General features: G+C 54.8%; 16 protein-coding genes. 5 read left to right on the plus strand and 11 right to left on the minus strand.

All coding sequences use genetic code 11. The annotated features are described in order from the left end of the window. The first annotated feature begins 51 nt into the window (after positions 1–51). A complete protein-coding gene (locus EZJ17_RS02190) occupies positions 52–1,629 on the plus strand; it encodes a glycosyltransferase family 2 protein (RefSeq protein WP_067441494.1) in 1,578 nt (525 codons plus the stop codon). 113 nt (positions 1,630–1,742) lie between these two features. Beyond that, positions 1,743–2,538 (plus strand): IS5 family transposase gene (locus tag EZJ17_RS02195; protein ID WP_151086044.1). Its coding sequence is split into 2 segments (ribosomal slippage): positions 1,743–2,108 and positions 2,110–2,538, totalling 795 coding nucleotides; the frame shifts between segments, so codons are not numbered across the junction. Positions 2,539–2,713: 175 nt separating this feature from the next. Here EZJ17_RS02195 and EZJ17_RS02200 read toward each other — a convergent pair. The 5 genes from EZJ17_RS02200 to EZJ17_RS02220 all read right to left on the minus strand — a co-directional run bounded on the left by EZJ17_RS02200 (position 2,714) and on the right by EZJ17_RS02220 (position 6,766). Beyond that, positions 2,714–3,493 (minus strand): amino acid ABC transporter permease, encoded by a 780-nt coding sequence (locus EZJ17_RS02200; RefSeq protein ID WP_067441503.1) that lies wholly within the window; start codon positions 3,491–3,493, stop codon positions 2,714–2,716. Between the two features lie 312 nt (positions 3,494–3,805). Further along, a complete protein-coding gene (gene pyrF, locus EZJ17_RS02205) occupies positions 3,806–4,543 on the minus strand; it encodes an orotidine-5'-phosphate decarboxylase (protein ID WP_151086046.1) in 738 nt (245 codons plus the stop codon). A gap of 86 nt (positions 4,544–4,629) precedes the next feature. Continuing rightward, positions 4,630–5,139 (minus strand): DMP19 family protein, encoded by a 510-nt coding sequence (locus EZJ17_RS02210; protein WP_003824270.1) that lies wholly within the window; start codon positions 5,137–5,139, stop codon positions 4,630–4,632. A gap of 114 nt (positions 5,140–5,253) precedes the next feature. Further along, complete coding sequence (gene lapB / locus EZJ17_RS02215; RefSeq protein WP_151086049.1) at positions 5,254–6,432, minus strand: lipopolysaccharide assembly protein LapB; 1,179 nt, start codon at positions 6,430–6,432, stop codon at positions 5,254–5,256. A gap of 4 nt (positions 6,433–6,436) precedes the next feature. Beyond that, positions 6,437–6,766, minus strand: a complete 330-nt coding sequence (locus tag EZJ17_RS02220) for a LapA family protein (RefSeq protein WP_151086052.1) — start codon at positions 6,764–6,766, stop codon at positions 6,437–6,439. A gap of 256 nt (positions 6,767–7,022) precedes the next feature. On the opposite strand from EZJ17_RS02220, the gene EZJ17_RS02225 reads away from it, so the two are divergent. Together EZJ17_RS02225 and EZJ17_RS02230 are read left to right on the plus strand one after the other, a co-directional pair. Beyond that, on the plus strand, positions 7,023–7,367 hold the full coding sequence (locus tag EZJ17_RS02225) for a cupin domain-containing protein (protein ID WP_067441515.1): 345 nt from the start codon (positions 7,023–7,025) through the stop codon (positions 7,365–7,367). A gap of 371 nt (positions 7,368–7,738) precedes the next feature. After that, a complete protein-coding gene (locus EZJ17_RS02230) occupies positions 7,739–8,419 on the plus strand; it encodes an ACP-like domain-containing protein (RefSeq protein WP_151086054.1) in 681 nt (226 codons plus the stop codon). A gap of 58 nt (positions 8,420–8,477) precedes the next feature. On the opposite strand, the gene EZJ17_RS10240 is transcribed toward EZJ17_RS02230, so the two are convergent. From EZJ17_RS10240 to EZJ17_RS02245, 4 genes are all read right to left on the minus strand, one after another. Then, the gene (locus tag EZJ17_RS10240) at positions 8,478–8,630 is read right to left on the minus strand and encodes a hypothetical protein (protein WP_156496442.1); all 153 of its coding nucleotides are present in this window, start codon (positions 8,628–8,630) and stop codon (positions 8,478–8,480) included. Positions 8,631–8,800: 170 nt separating this feature from the next. Further along, positions 8,801–9,499 carry a lysophospholipid acyltransferase family protein gene (locus tag EZJ17_RS02235; RefSeq protein ID WP_231868052.1) on the minus strand — a complete coding sequence of 233 codons (699 nt, stop codon included), beginning with the start codon at positions 9,497–9,499 and terminating at the stop codon, positions 8,801–8,803. Positions 9,500–9,503: 4 nt separating this feature from the next. Next, positions 9,504–9,884, minus strand: coding sequence for a hypothetical protein (locus tag EZJ17_RS02240; RefSeq protein WP_151086057.1), 381 nt, complete (start codon positions 9,882–9,884; stop codon positions 9,504–9,506). Continuing rightward, positions 9,881–11,284 carry a phosphatase PAP2/dual specificity phosphatase family protein gene (locus tag EZJ17_RS02245; protein ID WP_151086059.1) on the minus strand — a complete coding sequence of 468 codons (1,404 nt, stop codon included), beginning with the start codon at positions 11,282–11,284 and terminating at the stop codon, positions 9,881–9,883. The genes EZJ17_RS02240 and EZJ17_RS02245 overlap by 4 nt, the downstream gene beginning before the upstream one ends. Positions 11,285–11,547: 263 nt before the next feature. Between EZJ17_RS02245 and EZJ17_RS02250 the strand changes: the two genes are divergently transcribed. Further along, on the plus strand, positions 11,548–11,916 hold the full coding sequence (locus EZJ17_RS02250; RefSeq protein WP_023887916.1) for an ACP-like domain-containing protein: 369 nt from the start codon (positions 11,548–11,550) through the stop codon (positions 11,914–11,916). 48 nt (positions 11,917–11,964) lie between these two features. Here EZJ17_RS02250 and EZJ17_RS02255 read toward each other — a convergent pair whose 3' ends face one another. Both EZJ17_RS02255 and EZJ17_RS02260 read right to left on the minus strand, forming a co-directional pair. After that, positions 11,965–13,707, minus strand: coding sequence for a bifunctional alpha/beta hydrolase/class I SAM-dependent methyltransferase (locus EZJ17_RS02255; protein WP_151086062.1), 1,743 nt, complete (start codon positions 13,705–13,707; stop codon positions 11,965–11,967). A gap of 80 nt (positions 13,708–13,787) precedes the next feature. Then, positions 13,788–14,411 carry a DUF2238 domain-containing protein gene (locus EZJ17_RS02260; RefSeq protein WP_067441530.1) on the minus strand — a complete coding sequence of 208 codons (624 nt, stop codon included), beginning with the start codon at positions 14,409–14,411 and terminating at the stop codon, positions 13,788–13,790. Between the last annotated feature and the right edge of the window lie 70 nt (positions 14,412–14,481).

Genomic DNA, 14,481 nt, shown 5'->3' on the forward strand with positions numbered 1-14,481 from the left:
TCGCTTTCAGGTAGCCTTTGCCATTCAATCGCATTCAATAGAGGAGTCCTTATGACCCCCATTCCCGTAAGTATCACCATGCTGGTGAAAAACGCCGAGCGGCACTTGGAAGCCTGCTTGGCCGCGCTGGCCGAGTTTGACGAAATCATCGTGTTTGACAACGGCTCCACCGACGGCACGCTCGATATTGCCCGCCGCTTCCCCAATGTAGCGGTACATCATCACGACTTTATCGGCTTCGGCCCGATGAAAAACCTGGCCGCCGGTTTGGCGCGTAACGATTGGGTGCTCAATATCGACAGCGACGAAATCCTGCCGCCCGAGCAAGTGGAAGCCATCCGCGCGCTGGATTGGGGCGACAGCGGCAAAATCTACGCCCTGCCGCGCCTGAACCATTATCGCGGCCGCCCCATCAAAAGCTGCGGCTGGTATCCGGATTGGGTGAAACGCCTCTACCAGCGCCAAACCGTGCGCTTCAACGACAACCAAGTGCATGAGTCCCTGATCGAACCGGCCGGCAGCAGCGTGGTGCGGCTACCTGAAAAACATCCGCTCCTGCATTATTCGTTCGACGGCGCTGCTGCCCTCATCAGCAAAATGCAGCACTACACTGATTTGTTTGCCGCGCAGCAGCAATTCAAACGGCGCGCTTCGGTGCTCAGCGCAGTAGGGCATGGTGCGGCGGCGTTTTTCAAAAACTATATTTTGAAACGCGGCATGCTCGACGGCGGCGACGGCTGGACGATTGCCTTTGCCAACGCCAGCGGTGCCTACTACAAATACATCAAGCTGCACGAGGCCAACCAGCGGCTTACCGTGTCGCTCATCATCACCACGTACAACCGCCCAGACGCGCTGGAAGCCGTGTTGCGTTCGGTGCTGGCGCAGCGCGTGTTGCCGCAGGAAGTGATTGTGGCCGACGACGGCTCGCGCGACGATACCCGTGCCGTGGTTGAACGCTATCGGGCGCAGTTCCCCGTGCCGCTGTTGCACGCCTGGCAGCCCGACGACGGTTTCCGCCTGGCCGAATCGCGCAACCGCGCCTTGGCGCAGGCGGGCAGCGACTATATCGTGATTATCGACGGCGATATGGTGCTGCATCCCGAATTTATCGCCGACCACAAACACGCCGCGAAAAAAGGCCTGTTTGTGCAGGGCAGCCGCGTGATCCTCACGCCCGAGAAAACCAACGAGCTGCTGGACAACCCTTCAAGCTACCGCGTGCTCAAATGGTATGAAAAGGGCTTGGAAAAACGTTTTGAAAAACGCTTCTCCGCCTGCCGCCTGCCGTGGCTGTCCAAACGCATCCTGCGCCGCGAAACCCGCGATGATTTCCACGGCATCCGCGGCTGCAATATGGCTTTCTTCCGCGAAGACGCGCTGAAAATCAACGGCTTCAACAGCGATTTTGTCGGCTGGGGGCGTGAAGACAGCGAATTTGTCGCCCGCTTTTTCAACAACGGCGGCCAACGCGCCAACCTGAAATTCGCCGCCGTGGCCTACCACCTCTACCACCCCGAAGCCGAACGCGCCGCCCTGCCGGAAAACGACCGCCTGCTGGCCGCCGCTCAGGAGCAGAAGTTGGTGTGGTGTGAAAACGGAGTAGATCGGTTTTTGCCCGCAGAGTAAGCGCTGCAAATGATATAGTGGATTAACAAAAATCAGGACAAGGCGGCGAGCCGCAGACAGTACAGATATAGTAGACCTCTTGCGAAAATATCCTGAAGATTTACAATCCCCGTATGAAATATGAAAACCTCACCCAAAGAAGCGACAGGGAATTCAAACGGCTCACAGGTGTAACGCCCGTCCTTTTTCACGAAATGCTGCAAGTCATCACAGAAGCAGAAAGCCGGAAGATCCAGTCAGGCAGGCCGCATACGCTCGGTTTGGCAGACCAACTGCTGCTTACCCTGAGCTATCTGCGCCATTACCATACCCAACTCGAATTGGCCGCCATCTACGGCCTTTCCGAAAGTAATGTCTGCCGCACCATCCGTAAAACCGGGGACGCCCTCATCCGTTGCAAACGTTTTTCCCTGCCAAAGCACAAGAATCCGGCCGACCAAACGGTCATTATTGACGTGACCGAAAGCCCGATTGAACGTCCCAAAAAAACAGCGGCAGTATTACAGCGGCAAGAAAAAGCGGCACACGGTTAAAATCCAGGTCGTATACGGCAGAGAAACCGAAAAAATCATCAGCATCCGGACGGGGATGGGTGCTCAGCACAACATGCGTTTAGCCAGGAGGCACTTTACAGGGCTTTATCCCTACAAAATGGTCATTGCGGATAAGGGTTATCAAGGATTGGCCAAGACCGGATTACAGACCCCGAAAAAGAAATCCAAATATCATCCGCTGAATAAACAGGATAAAGAGGCGAACAGGCGGTTAGGCAAACTCAGAACCGTCGTCGAGCACATCAACAGGAAACTGAAGATATTCAAAATATTGTCGCTGCCTTACCGCAACAGGCGGAAACGGTTCGGGTTAAGGGCAAATCTGATTGCAGGACTGGTTAATGCGATGGGATGAATATTTTCGCAAGAGGTCTAGTGGATTAAAATTGCGATGATACGGCGTTGCCAACGCCCTTATGTACTACCCGTACACGGCGGGCGTTGCCGCCTTGCCTCATTTTTATTTTAATCCACTATAAAAAGGCTACCTGAAATTTTCAGGTAGCCTTTTGGTTGCTGGAAACAGACGGTTAACGGTTGCCGTCGGTATTGTATTTTTTCTCCAAGCGGGCGAAGAACCAGGCCAGTGCCATGGTAAGCATCAGGTAAACCAAGGCGATGAAGTAATATGGCTCTTCATACACATAATAGCGGCCGGCCGCGCTCTTGGCGACATAGGTGAGCTCGGCTACGGCGATGGTGGCCAAAAGCGAGCTGTCTTTGAGCAGGGTGATGAACTCGTTGCCCAATGGGCCGAGCATGCGGCGCAGGGTTTGCGGTAGGATGATGTAGCGCATGGCTTGGCCGTAGCTCAAACCGAGCGAGCGGGCGGCTTCCATTTGGCCGCGGTCGATCGATTTGATGCCGGAGCGGAACACTTCGGTGATGTAGGCACCGGAGTTGAAGGAAAGTGCCAAGATACCGGCCACCAGCGGGGCATAGTTTTGGCGCAGGTAAACAGCCAAATCGCCGCTGATCAACAGGCCGTTTTGCTGGTGCACCAAAAGGGGAGACCACACGTTGTGCCAAATAAAAATCTGCACCAACATCGGTGTGCCGCGGAATAGGGTAACGTAGAGGCGCGAGCATTGTTGCAGCAGCCACAGCAGGCCTTTGGTAACGATGTTGCCTTTTTCGATTCGAATCACGCGGATCAGGGCGTTGCACAAGCCCAGAATCATGCCGAAAAAGGTGGAGGCGGCGGCGATGCCGATGGTGGCCAGCATGCCGAAGAAGAACATTTGGCGATATTCGTAGATAATCGGAAAATGTTGGGAAAACAGTTGAATAAGGCCGGTTTCGCTGTTCATGGAAATCTTTGCTCTGCTGCGGTATGGCGAATTAACTTAACTTTTGCTACGACGTTGGCCCGCCTTGCCGTACTACCTGTACTATCTGCGGCTCGCCGCCTTGTATCGAAAATGTGCTAATCCGCTATCAAGGTTTACGGATTTTGACGAAATAAGAAGCGGATTGTACAAGAAAACGGCGGGTTTGTCAGTCGGCGGCAAGTGGCTGGGAAGGGGGCGTTGGCGGCGAAATGAATGGAGGCTACCTGAAAGCGAACTTCAACGAAGTTAAAACGGGATTCGTTTTCAGGTAGCCTGATTGCGATTGGCTGTTTAGTCGGCAGGATTGGCCAGGCGGTTGATTTCGGACAGCATGGCGGTGGGGTTGGGCGCTTGGGTGATGGGGCGGCCCATCACGAGATAGCTGCTGCCGGCCTCGAGGGCTTGGGCGGGGGTCATGATGCGGCGCTGGTCGTCTTGATTGCCGCCGGGGTTGGGACGGATGCCGGGCGTAACCAGCACAAATTCGCTGCCGCGCTGCCGGCGCAGGGTGGCGGCTTCGTGTGGGGAGCAGACCACGCCGTCGAGGCCGGATTGCTGCGCCAGGGCGGCCCAGCGGGATGCCCAATCGGCGATGGGGTCGGTGAGGCCGAGTTCGTTGAGGTCGGCCTGTTCCATGCTGGTGAGGATGGTGACGCCGATGAGCAGGGGGCGTTGGCGGTGGTTGGCCACGGCTTCGGCGGCGGCTTCCATCATGCGGCGGCCGCCTGATGTGTGCATATCCACCATCCACACGCCCATGTCGGCGGCCACGCGGCAGGCAGCGGCCACGGTGTTGGGGATATCGTGGTATTTGAGGTCGAGGAAGAGTTGGAAGCCTTGGTTGATTAGGGCTTCGGCCAGACGCCGGCCGGTGGCGGTAAACAGCTCTTTACCGATTTTGAGGCGGCACAAATCGGGGCTTAAGCGGCGCACGAAGGCGAGGGTGTCGGCTTCGTTGGCAAAGTCGAGGGCGACGATAACGGGGGTGCGGCGGGCGGGCGGAGCGGAGTCGAGGATAAGGGGATTCATAGAAATAGGAGCGGATGGGGTTGAAATAGAAAAAGGCTACCTGAAAGCCGTGTTGCTAAGAAATAGGTTTCAGGTAGCCTTTAAAATTAAGCATCAAGCGGGGGCATGGGGCTGCCGCTTTCTCCAGCTGCGGCAGTGAGCTCGGCGAATTCTACTGGGTGGCGGCGGATATAGGGGCAGACGGTGCAGAAGTCGTCTTCCGATACCAGGCAGTAGTCGGCATCGAGCTCGTCGAACTGGGGGAATTGCGCGCGCAACTCTTCAATGCTGCTGCCATTTTGGGCGGCGGCTTGGATGGCGGCGCCGTGCTGTTGGTAAAGGGCACGGGCGCGGTCGATGATGTTGGGAGTATCGCAAACGCCCCATTGGCGCAGGTATTCAGCGGTTTCGTGGGAGAGGGCATGTTCGCCTCGGCCATCGGCAATCAGCAGCACGAAGCCGTCGTCTTCCATCAGAAGGTCGAGGCTGAGGTAGGCGAGTAGGGCGCGTTGGGCACCGCTGTAACGTTCGATAAAACGGTCGCTGTGGCGGATGCGGTGTGTCCACACGTGGAGCATGCGGTACATTTGGTTGATGGTCATCATATTATTGGACATTTTATTTCTCCTTTAGAACTAAACTACGATGGAACTAAACTACGGTACTACGGTGGAACTAAACTACGGTGGAACTAAACTACGGTACTACGGTGAAACTAAATTTCGGTGAAGCTAAACTTCAATTTTGTTGGGTGTAAAGGTCTCCCATTTGTTGCAGGCGGGGCAGTGCCAGAAGAACACTTGCGATTTGAAGTGGCAGTGGCGGCAGCGGTACATCACGTTTTTCTGCAGGGTGCGCCCGATTACGCCGCGCATCATGTCGGCATCGCTCTTCCAGGCGGGGTCGAGGTTGTTCAGGCGCAGGCCGAGCAGGCGGTATACGCCGCCGAGGTCGGGCTTTTGGCGCACGAGTTCAACGGCGGTTTCGGCCGCTTTTTCTTCGCCGTAGAGCAGCAGCGATTTTTCGTATACCACATTGATTAAATCAAGCTGGGGGAAGGTTTTCAGGTAGCCTGTGAGTACGGCGAGGCCGGCGGCGGCTTCGCCTTGGGCATCGTATGCGTCATACAGTTTTTCGCCCACCATGCTCAAGTAAGCATGGTTTTGTTTTTCGATGGCGATGTAGGCGGCCACGGCGGCGGGGTAGTTGCCCAGCTTTTGCTCCAAATCGCCGAGAATCATGTTGGCGCGGGCACATTTGCGGTTGGCGTCCAATGCTTTGGCAATATTGGTACGGGCTTGCTCGAAGTCGGATTTAAACAGGGCGGCTTGTGCCAGCTCGCAGTGGAATTGGGCGATTTCGAAGCGGTAGGTTTGTTCGTCGTGGCTGAGCAGCTGGGCGGTGTCGATGGCTTTGGCCCAATCGCGGTCTTGCTGGTAGATATTCAGCAGCACTTGGCGGGCTTGGGCGGCCATATTGCCTTGTTGCAGACCGAGGAAAATCTGCTCGGCGCGGTCTACCAGGCCGGCGCTTTGGTAGTCTTGCCCAAGCTCAAACAGCACTTGGTTGCGCTTTTCGCCCACGGTTTCTGGCGCCTCGAGCAGGGCTTGGTGCAGGCGGATGGCTTTATCGTTTTCGCCGCGCTGGCGGTAGAGTTTGCCTAGGGTGAGGTGCAGCTCGTAGGTGTTGTCGCCGGCGGGCAGCAAGTCGGTCATGTCGGCCAGGTGGCGGGCGGCGCTGCCGAGGTTGCGGTCTATCAAGGCATCCAGGCTGGCGTAAAACGCGGTGGGCACGGATTTGGCCTGCTTGAGCACGGCTTTCATGTCTACCCGGGCGGCAAACCAGCCCATGGCAAAGAAGACGGGCAGCAGGATAATCGGAGTGAGCCACCACCAAATATTGCCGTCCATGTGCCTATTCCTTTACCGGGGCGGCGTCGGGCACAGGCTGGGCGGCATCGGCGGGCGCGGGGGTTTGCAGCTGCTCCTGCGCGATCCGGGCGTTTTTGCGTATTTCGTTGCGCAGGCGGTTGTTTTCATGACGCAAGGAGAGCAGGCGGCCAAACATGGAAAACACGCCGAACACTGCGCCGATAACGAAAAACGCCAAGAGCAGCAGAATCAGCGGTAGGCTGATTTCGCTGCCGGGCAGATAACTGAAGTTGACGAGATGGGTGTTGAATGCGGCTAAAACGATAAAAACCGCTAAAAGCAGCAGTTTGATGATGAGCGAAAACAGTTTCATGAAGCTAGGCCTTTCGTCATGCGGGCGGGAATGGATATCAATGGTGAAGTGTAAACTATTTGAGGGGTTTCAGGTAGCCTGCCGGGCAGTGGGAAGGCTACCTGAAAATATGTTATGATGGTTTCATCTTAAGTAAGTTTGCTGTCATCTAACCTGCATTAAGCGGCTAACCATTTCAAACAATAATAAAATATCCAATCAAACCCTGCCGGCTGGATTTTTCTCCCACTCGTTAAACAAATTAAGGAGCAATCTGATGTCTGCAACTGCTGTTACCTCTGTATCCGAATCCCTATTCAAACTTGGCCTGAACCAGGCGTTGCCCGTGAGCGAGCAGGCCACCACTTCGCGCACTGTGCTGAATAACGACTTGCTGCGTGTGGTGGCTTTCACGCTTGATGCCGGCCAAGTGCTCACCGAGCACACCTCTACCAAGGCCGTGGTGGTTACCCTGCTGGAAGGCGAGATGGATTTCTCCATCGGCGCGCGCCACGAAATCCTGCATGCGGGAGATGTGGTGTATCTTGCCCCGAACGAACGCCATGCGTTGAGCGCAGTGAGCGCTTGCCGGATGCAGCTGGTGATGGTGAACGTGGATTGAGCTTGGTGCCTCGGGTGTTGAAGCTACCTGAAAATGAAATAGCAGCTGGATATGGCTGTTTTTTCAGGTAGCCTTTACCCCTGATTCCGGGCTACTTGAAAAACGATTTACCCACACAGTCGCTACAAATTTTAACCTAGGGCTAACAGTAGATTAAAAAAACGGTTTGTTACAATGCACCCAATGTTCTGCATTGGGTTTTGGCCAAATAAAAGGCCAATCCGCCTAGAGAATACCGATTATAGTGAATTAAATGAGAACGCTACTGCGTTGACTCGCCTTGCCGTACTACCTGTACTGTCTGCGGCTCGCCGCCTTGTCCCATTCTCATTTTAATCCACTATTCATTCCAACGTGAAGGGAGTTTGAAAATGAAGTTTTGGCAATCTACTGCATTAGCTGCTTTGGCCGTGGGCATCGCTGCTCCGGCATTTGCTGCTGGCGGCACAGTGTCTTATGTCTGCCAACAAGGCAAACAGGTGGATGTGAGCTATCAGTTCAACAGCCGTGGCAAACCCGTGTCTGCGCGCGCCCGCCTCAACGGCAGCAACCGCAACATGGCTTTCGATGCGCGCCGCTCTGACAGCACGGGCACAGCGTTTAAAGACCGTGCCGGCTACAACCTGACCGGCCCGGTGCTCACCGTCAACAACTACCGCAGTGAAGAAGGCATCAGCATCCTCTCGCCGCGCAGCGAATTCCTGTATAAAGACTGTAATCCACGGCACAACGAGCCTGCCCGCCAAGTGCCGCCCGCCGCAGCCCGTAGCGGCAGTGTGGCCTACGTTTGCCAGCAAGGCCGCCGCTTGAATGTGAATTACCACTTCAATTCCGCCGGCGTGCCTACTAGCGCCGAGCTGAGAGTGAACAACCGCAATCTGCGTTTGCCGTATAACCTGTCGGCTTCCGACAATGTGGACACCGTATTCAGCGCCAACGGCTACCGCCTGACTACCAATGCCATGGATTCGGCCAACTACCGCAGCCAAGACATCATCGTGAGTGCGCCCAACGGCCAAATGCTGTATAAGGATTGCTCTCCTGCCCGTTAATTCGGTGCGGTGGATAAACAAGCAGGCACAACTTTGCGGTTGTGCCTGCTTTGTTTGGCTATGGTGTTTCAGGTAGCCTTGGTGTTTCAACGATGCCCAGCAGCTTTTCTGTTAAATCGGTTTGAGCCAAATCAGAGAAGCGGATGCTCAAGCCGTCGGCCAAGTCGTTTACCACGATGAAGTCGTTGCCTTTTGAAACGTGATCGCCCACATATCCACATTCGGTGCCATGGTATAGTCTGAATAGGTGAATACACGGATGTTGCCGGAGGGCGGTATCGATACATGGGCTGGGAATATCGCCGGCATGGGCAGACGGCAGCTCCCACAGAGAGAGATATTGAGTTTGAAGGGCGTACGTATGGCAGTAAGTAAAACAGGCTACCTGAAAAGGTAGCCTGTTTGGGATTTGGTGCCGGCGGCAGGAATCGAACTCGCGACCCCCTGATTACAAGCCAGCAGGGCTTCACGGCTGCGGGCGAGGAAGGCTTCTTTGTCTTCATCTTCGCGTAGGGTCAGCGGTTCGCCGATGTGGACTTCGCACAACAGCGGCACGGGCAGCACTTTGCCTTTGGGCAGGACGCGGTTGATGTTGTCGATCCATATCGGCACAAATTCGGTATCCGGTTTGCTCTTGGCTAGGTGGTAAATGCCTGATTTGAATGGAAGCAGGATTTCGTTTTCGTCTGTGTTGCGCGTGCCTTCGGGGAATATAATCAGCGAATCGCCCGCTTGGAGCGCATGGTTCATTTGCTCGGTAATCAACTGCGGATTGTCGCTGTGGCGCGGAATCAAGAGCGCGTTGAAGACGTTTTGGATGATGAAGCGTTTGAGTTTGTTGGTCAGCCAGTAATCCGAGCCGGCCACGGGGCGCGCGGAAAGCCGCCAGCGTCGTGGCAGGGAAATCCACACCAGCAAGAAATCGCCGTGGCTGCCGTGATTGGCGTAATACACTTTTTGCTGTGGATCGAACGCCAGCTCGTGCGGACTTTTGGGCTGAACCCCGGTGAGGAAGGATACCGACAGATACAATGCTTGGTCGGTTAGCCAGGCAAGTTGTTTTTTAAGAAAGTTTTTCATGGCATCAGAGGAGTTGGGTCAGGAATATTGATGATTGTGCAGCGGTTAGATACAAGCTTTTGCGCCATAAGGCGAGTGCGCCCGATACACGTTGCGGCATATCGCGGCTGTCTGCAACGCGGCGCAAGCTGGTTTGCCGCAAAGTTTGGTCGAAGGCTTCGGGCGTGTAGCGCCCTTCGGCTAAATCTTGGAACACGCGGCGGTCGAACTCGATGCGGATGTGGCAGTATAACAGCGCTGCCGTCAAAATCAGCTGCACCGCTGACCACGCACTGCCCTGTTGTGCCGATAAAGCCAGTAGCAAGGCATTGAAAACAGCGGTATAGCGGGCGGTGGCGAGTAGGCGGGCAGTAATCAGGCTGTCGGTTGTTGGTGTCGTGTTCATGGGGTTTCCTTTTGATCTGCGCCGAAGTTTTTCAGGTAGCCTGCCGCCGCTTCTACTGCCGTTGCCGTTTCCGGCGGCAACACCATTTGCGGGCGAGCCTGTTTCAGTTCTGCCGTTGCCTGTGCCAAATCTCGGCAGCCGCCATAGGCTAGCAGCCAAGTGAGCACCGCTGCCGCGCTGCGTCCGTAGCCCAGTGCGCAACAGGCCAGAACCTTGCCATGTTGCCGACGCAATTCTTCCAGTAGCGAAGCCGCCTGCATCAAATTGTTTTCAGATGGCGCAACCATATCCAATAATGGCAGAGCGCGGTATGCGCCGCGATAACGAGGGCGGGGATATTCGGCGCATACGTCCAATACAGCGGGGAGGTCGTCTGAAACCCCTAATACGCTGCCAATCAACACATCATCACGCACGCGTGCCGCCTTCGCTTTGCCGCGTAGCCAGTACGCCATGTTCAACCGCACGCCAGCCAGATAAGGCAGCAGCAAAACCGTTGCCGCCGCCGACAGCTTGCCGTCTGCCTGTTTTTGGAGCACCGCCGCGTTGCCGGTCAAATAGGCGAAAGCGACCACCGATAACGACACACTAACCCACAAAGTCCACAACCACGCGCCGCCGAAAAAGGATGGCAGAGCCGACAATACCGCGCCCGCCAGATACAGCATGGCGATTTTGATTTTGCGGGAATGTGTTTCAGGGGAAGTTTTAGCTTTGCAGAAACTCAGCCTTGCTTCGCAAGACATCGTTTTCAGGTAGCTTGTTTGACCGTCTGGCTGTGCTACAGACAGACTTCGTTCACTGAAAGGAGATACGCCGCGTTGCGGTATGGCCCACAACACCAGCCAGCCCAGCAGCGCGCCGGTTGGCACGTCGATAAAATGGTGTTGGTAAGTCGTCAGCACCGACAAGGCAATCAGGCTCTGCCACAGCAAAAGCAGCAAACGGATTTTGGGAAACCGCGAATAAAACGCACCGACGATCACCGCCAATGCAATATGCAGCGATGGCGCTTGGTTGTACGGCAAATCAAATGCTACCAACGAGTCAAGCAGCCAACCCGACAACCCGTCAGTAGGCGGCTTCGGCCAGCTGAAATGCAGCGGGAACAGCATGAAGCAAGTGGTAGCAACAATTTGTGCTGCCACCAGCCGTGCAACGTAACGGTTTTGTTCACTCGCATCTCGGCAAAGGAAAAATGTCACCGCATACACCAAATTCAGCGACCAATAAGGCACAATCGTCCACGCCCAAAACGGAATGCCATGTTCCCATGCAAAAGCGATTTCCGGCACATAGGCTAGCGATGCCGCGTAATGGTTGGACAAGCCATAGCTTGTGTAGAACAGCACGCCGACCAAAACAAGCTTGAACAGTGAGGTTTTCAGGGTGGGTTTCATGGAGAGGATTGTAAATATTCAATGTAAATCAGATGAAATCCGCTTTCAATACAAGGCATGCCAACAATGCAGCAGAAATTAAGTTAATTTGTCATACTTAGAGGTATGATATTATTTTACTATTGCATTGGTTGAATATTTTTGCCGGAAGACTACAATACTGCCTGCTGTTTGGGCAGATTATTCATTTGCTTTAGAACAACACAGGCGGCTTGAGGCTACCTGAAAAATTTCTTGATACTCAATTAGGAGTCATAACCATTATGAAACTATTATCTGTTGTTACTGCGGCTGCACTGGCTGCCGTTTCCCTGAGTGCTGCGGCTGCGCCTGGCGGCATGGTTTCCTACACCTGCGACAACGGCAAACAGTTGAATGTGTTGTATGAGTTCAACCGCCAAGGCAAGCCGGTAAGCGCTGCGGTTAATGCCGCCGGTACGCAGGTAAACCTGGCTTATAACAGAAGACAGTCCGACAGCACCGGTACCACCTTTACCAACCGTCGCGGCTACTCTCTGTCTGCCGGCTACATCGACAAAAACACCCACACCACCTCCGACGTGGTGGGTTTGACCGCTCCTGGCGGCCGTTTCGTGGTGAAAAACTGCTCACCTGTGAACGCCAGCAACTAAGATTTTTCGATAAAAGGCCGTCTGATTTTCAGGCGGCCTTCTCTTATTTTATTTTTTCACCGCCAGGCTCACGGTGAAAATACCGTATTCATCTATCCATTGGCGGACTTTTTCAAAACCGGCTTGTTCAACCAGCTGATCCATTTCCTGCTGGCTGCGGCGGCGCATTACCCAGTTCGGGCTGCCTGCCTTGTGGCTGGTCAGCGCGCGGGCAATCATTTCGAGCTGCGGATGCCACGGCTGTCCGGTGTAAATCAAGTAGCCGCCTGTTTCAATCGCATCGCCGAAGCCGTAGAGCGAGTTCAAAATCAAATCGTTGTCGGCAAACAATTCATGCAGACCGGAAACGATGCCGAGCGTGGGACGCGGTTGCAAATCCTGATAGTTGGCGCGGTCGTAGGCATTCACTTCGTCGAAAGTAACCGTGTCTTGCAGACCGCGTTCGGCAATCAGCCTGCGGCCGACTTCGACGTTAATCGGGCTGTAATCGCGCAAACGCACAGAATCGGGCAGCGTGTCAGCAGTCAACGCATCAAGCACATAGCGTCCATGCCCCGAGGCAATATCGAGAACGTGTACAGGTTTGCCCGCTTCGCGCAGCTTGGCAGAGGCCGTCTGAATCGCTTTGCCGATATTGATTTTACGTTGGCGGATGCCGCGCCAGCCGATGGCGTTGAGATAGTGTTTGTCCACCGCCACACCAAAGGCGTTGCTGCCCTGCGGCTGGTTGCGGTACACATAATCCAGCGTGCTGCCTGAGTCGTAGCCGGTTTCCTTGCCGATTTTCAAACCTTCGCTCCAACGCGCGCCAAGGTCGAGGGAGGCACGGTAAACCGCCCAAAATGCGCCACGCGGCGAACAAATAGACAAAGGTGTTGCCAATTCGTCGGCTTCGCGACGGCTTTCTCCGTGTAAATGGGCTTGGGTCAAATCGACTTGATAGAAAGGCTGATTGAAACGTTCGCGGATAAAGCGGCGCATTTCGACGAAGGCGATTTCACGGTTTTGCTCGCCTAAGGTATCGTGATAGAAACCATCCAGAACATGACGTTCTTTGATGCGGCTGCCTAAACGGTTGTAGAAATCGTGTTGCGGTTTGTGATGAACCACCCAGTCGCTGCCCGAAATCAAAAGCTGAACAGGCGTAGTAATTGCCTGCGCGTCGGCGACCACGCGTTCGGCGGCCTCATACAAACCGAGCAGAATACGCACGGAAATGGCGCGGGTAATCAGCGGATCGTTGTCGTAGCTGGTTTGGCGTTCTTTGTTGTGCGTCAGGTAATGGGCTTTGACGTAGCTGTTGACAAAGAAATTGCCGCGCCATTTCTGCATGATTTTCAGACCGGTGCGGGCAAAAGGGACGTAGAGTTTGACTTTGAAGGCGGGTGATGCCAATACGGCGCAGCGGATTTTCGGCGCGTAGTCGTGCAACCAAGTGGAAACCAATACTGCGCCGACGCTTTGCGCGATCACGCAGATGTTTTCGGGTTTGATGCCGTATTCGCTTTGGATGTGGCGGATAAAGTCGTCCACGTCGGCAACGGAAGTGCCGATGCTGGGGCTGTCGCCGCGTTCGCCGGGGCTGGGTCCATGACCGCGCGCGTCCCATGCGAAATAGGAAAAATCGTCGAAACCGAGTTCGTCGGCAACAAATATCATTCGGCCGGAATGCTCGTGGCCGCGGTGGAACAGCACGATGGCTTTATCGGTCGAACCGTCGGCAGCGGGGCGGTAGCGGTAGAAAAGTTCGGTACCGTCTTGGGTGGCGAAGTGTTTTTGCTGTTCCTGCATATGTGTACTCCTTGGTGAAATACATTTTAAAGAGGCTACCTGAAAATCGGTTTGATGCGTTTTCAGGTAGCCTTTAACAGTTAAGATTGGCTGCCCAAACGTTTATCTGGCCGGGTAAACAGAAAGATAAGCAAGGAAGTCAGCGCGCCCAGCGTATCGGCGAGTATGTCTTTTTGCGCATCCCAAATATCGCCTTGCGAACCGAGCACCTCCAGCCCCGCTTCGCCGCCGTCAATCACCGCATACTGCCATTCGATGACTTCGTAAGCCGCCGCCACGCTCATGATGAAGAACAAAGAGAAAAACAGGGCAAGGGTAGGGCGGCAGAGTTTGCGGCGCAACAGCCATTCCGCCATCGGATAGGCGTAGAAACCGATAATGTAGTGGCCGACGCGGTCGAAATGATTGCGGTTTTCGCCTAAAAACGGCGCAAGCAGGCGGTTTGCCCAGTCGAAGGGCACGTCGGCGAAGGTGTAGTGCGCGCCGATGGTGTGCATAATCAGCCAGAAGCTCATGAATATATAAGCCAAATTGCTAAAACGGAAGCGGCGGTAAGTGGCGATAAGCGCGACAAATACGGTGGAAACGGGGATGATTTCGGCATACCAAACGGCGCGGTCGGACGGGTTGATGCCCGACCAGACGATGAGTGCGGCAATGAAAACGGCGAGGAAGAGGGGGATGATGGGGAAGGATTTTTGCATAGGGGTTGATGTATGGGATAAATGTTGACCGATTTTAATTTTATTGGGTGGCTTTCAGGTATCTTGTATG

Source organism: Eikenella exigua, assembly GCF_008805035.1.
GTDB lineage: Bacteria > Pseudomonadota > Gammaproteobacteria > Burkholderiales > Neisseriaceae > Eikenella > Eikenella exigua.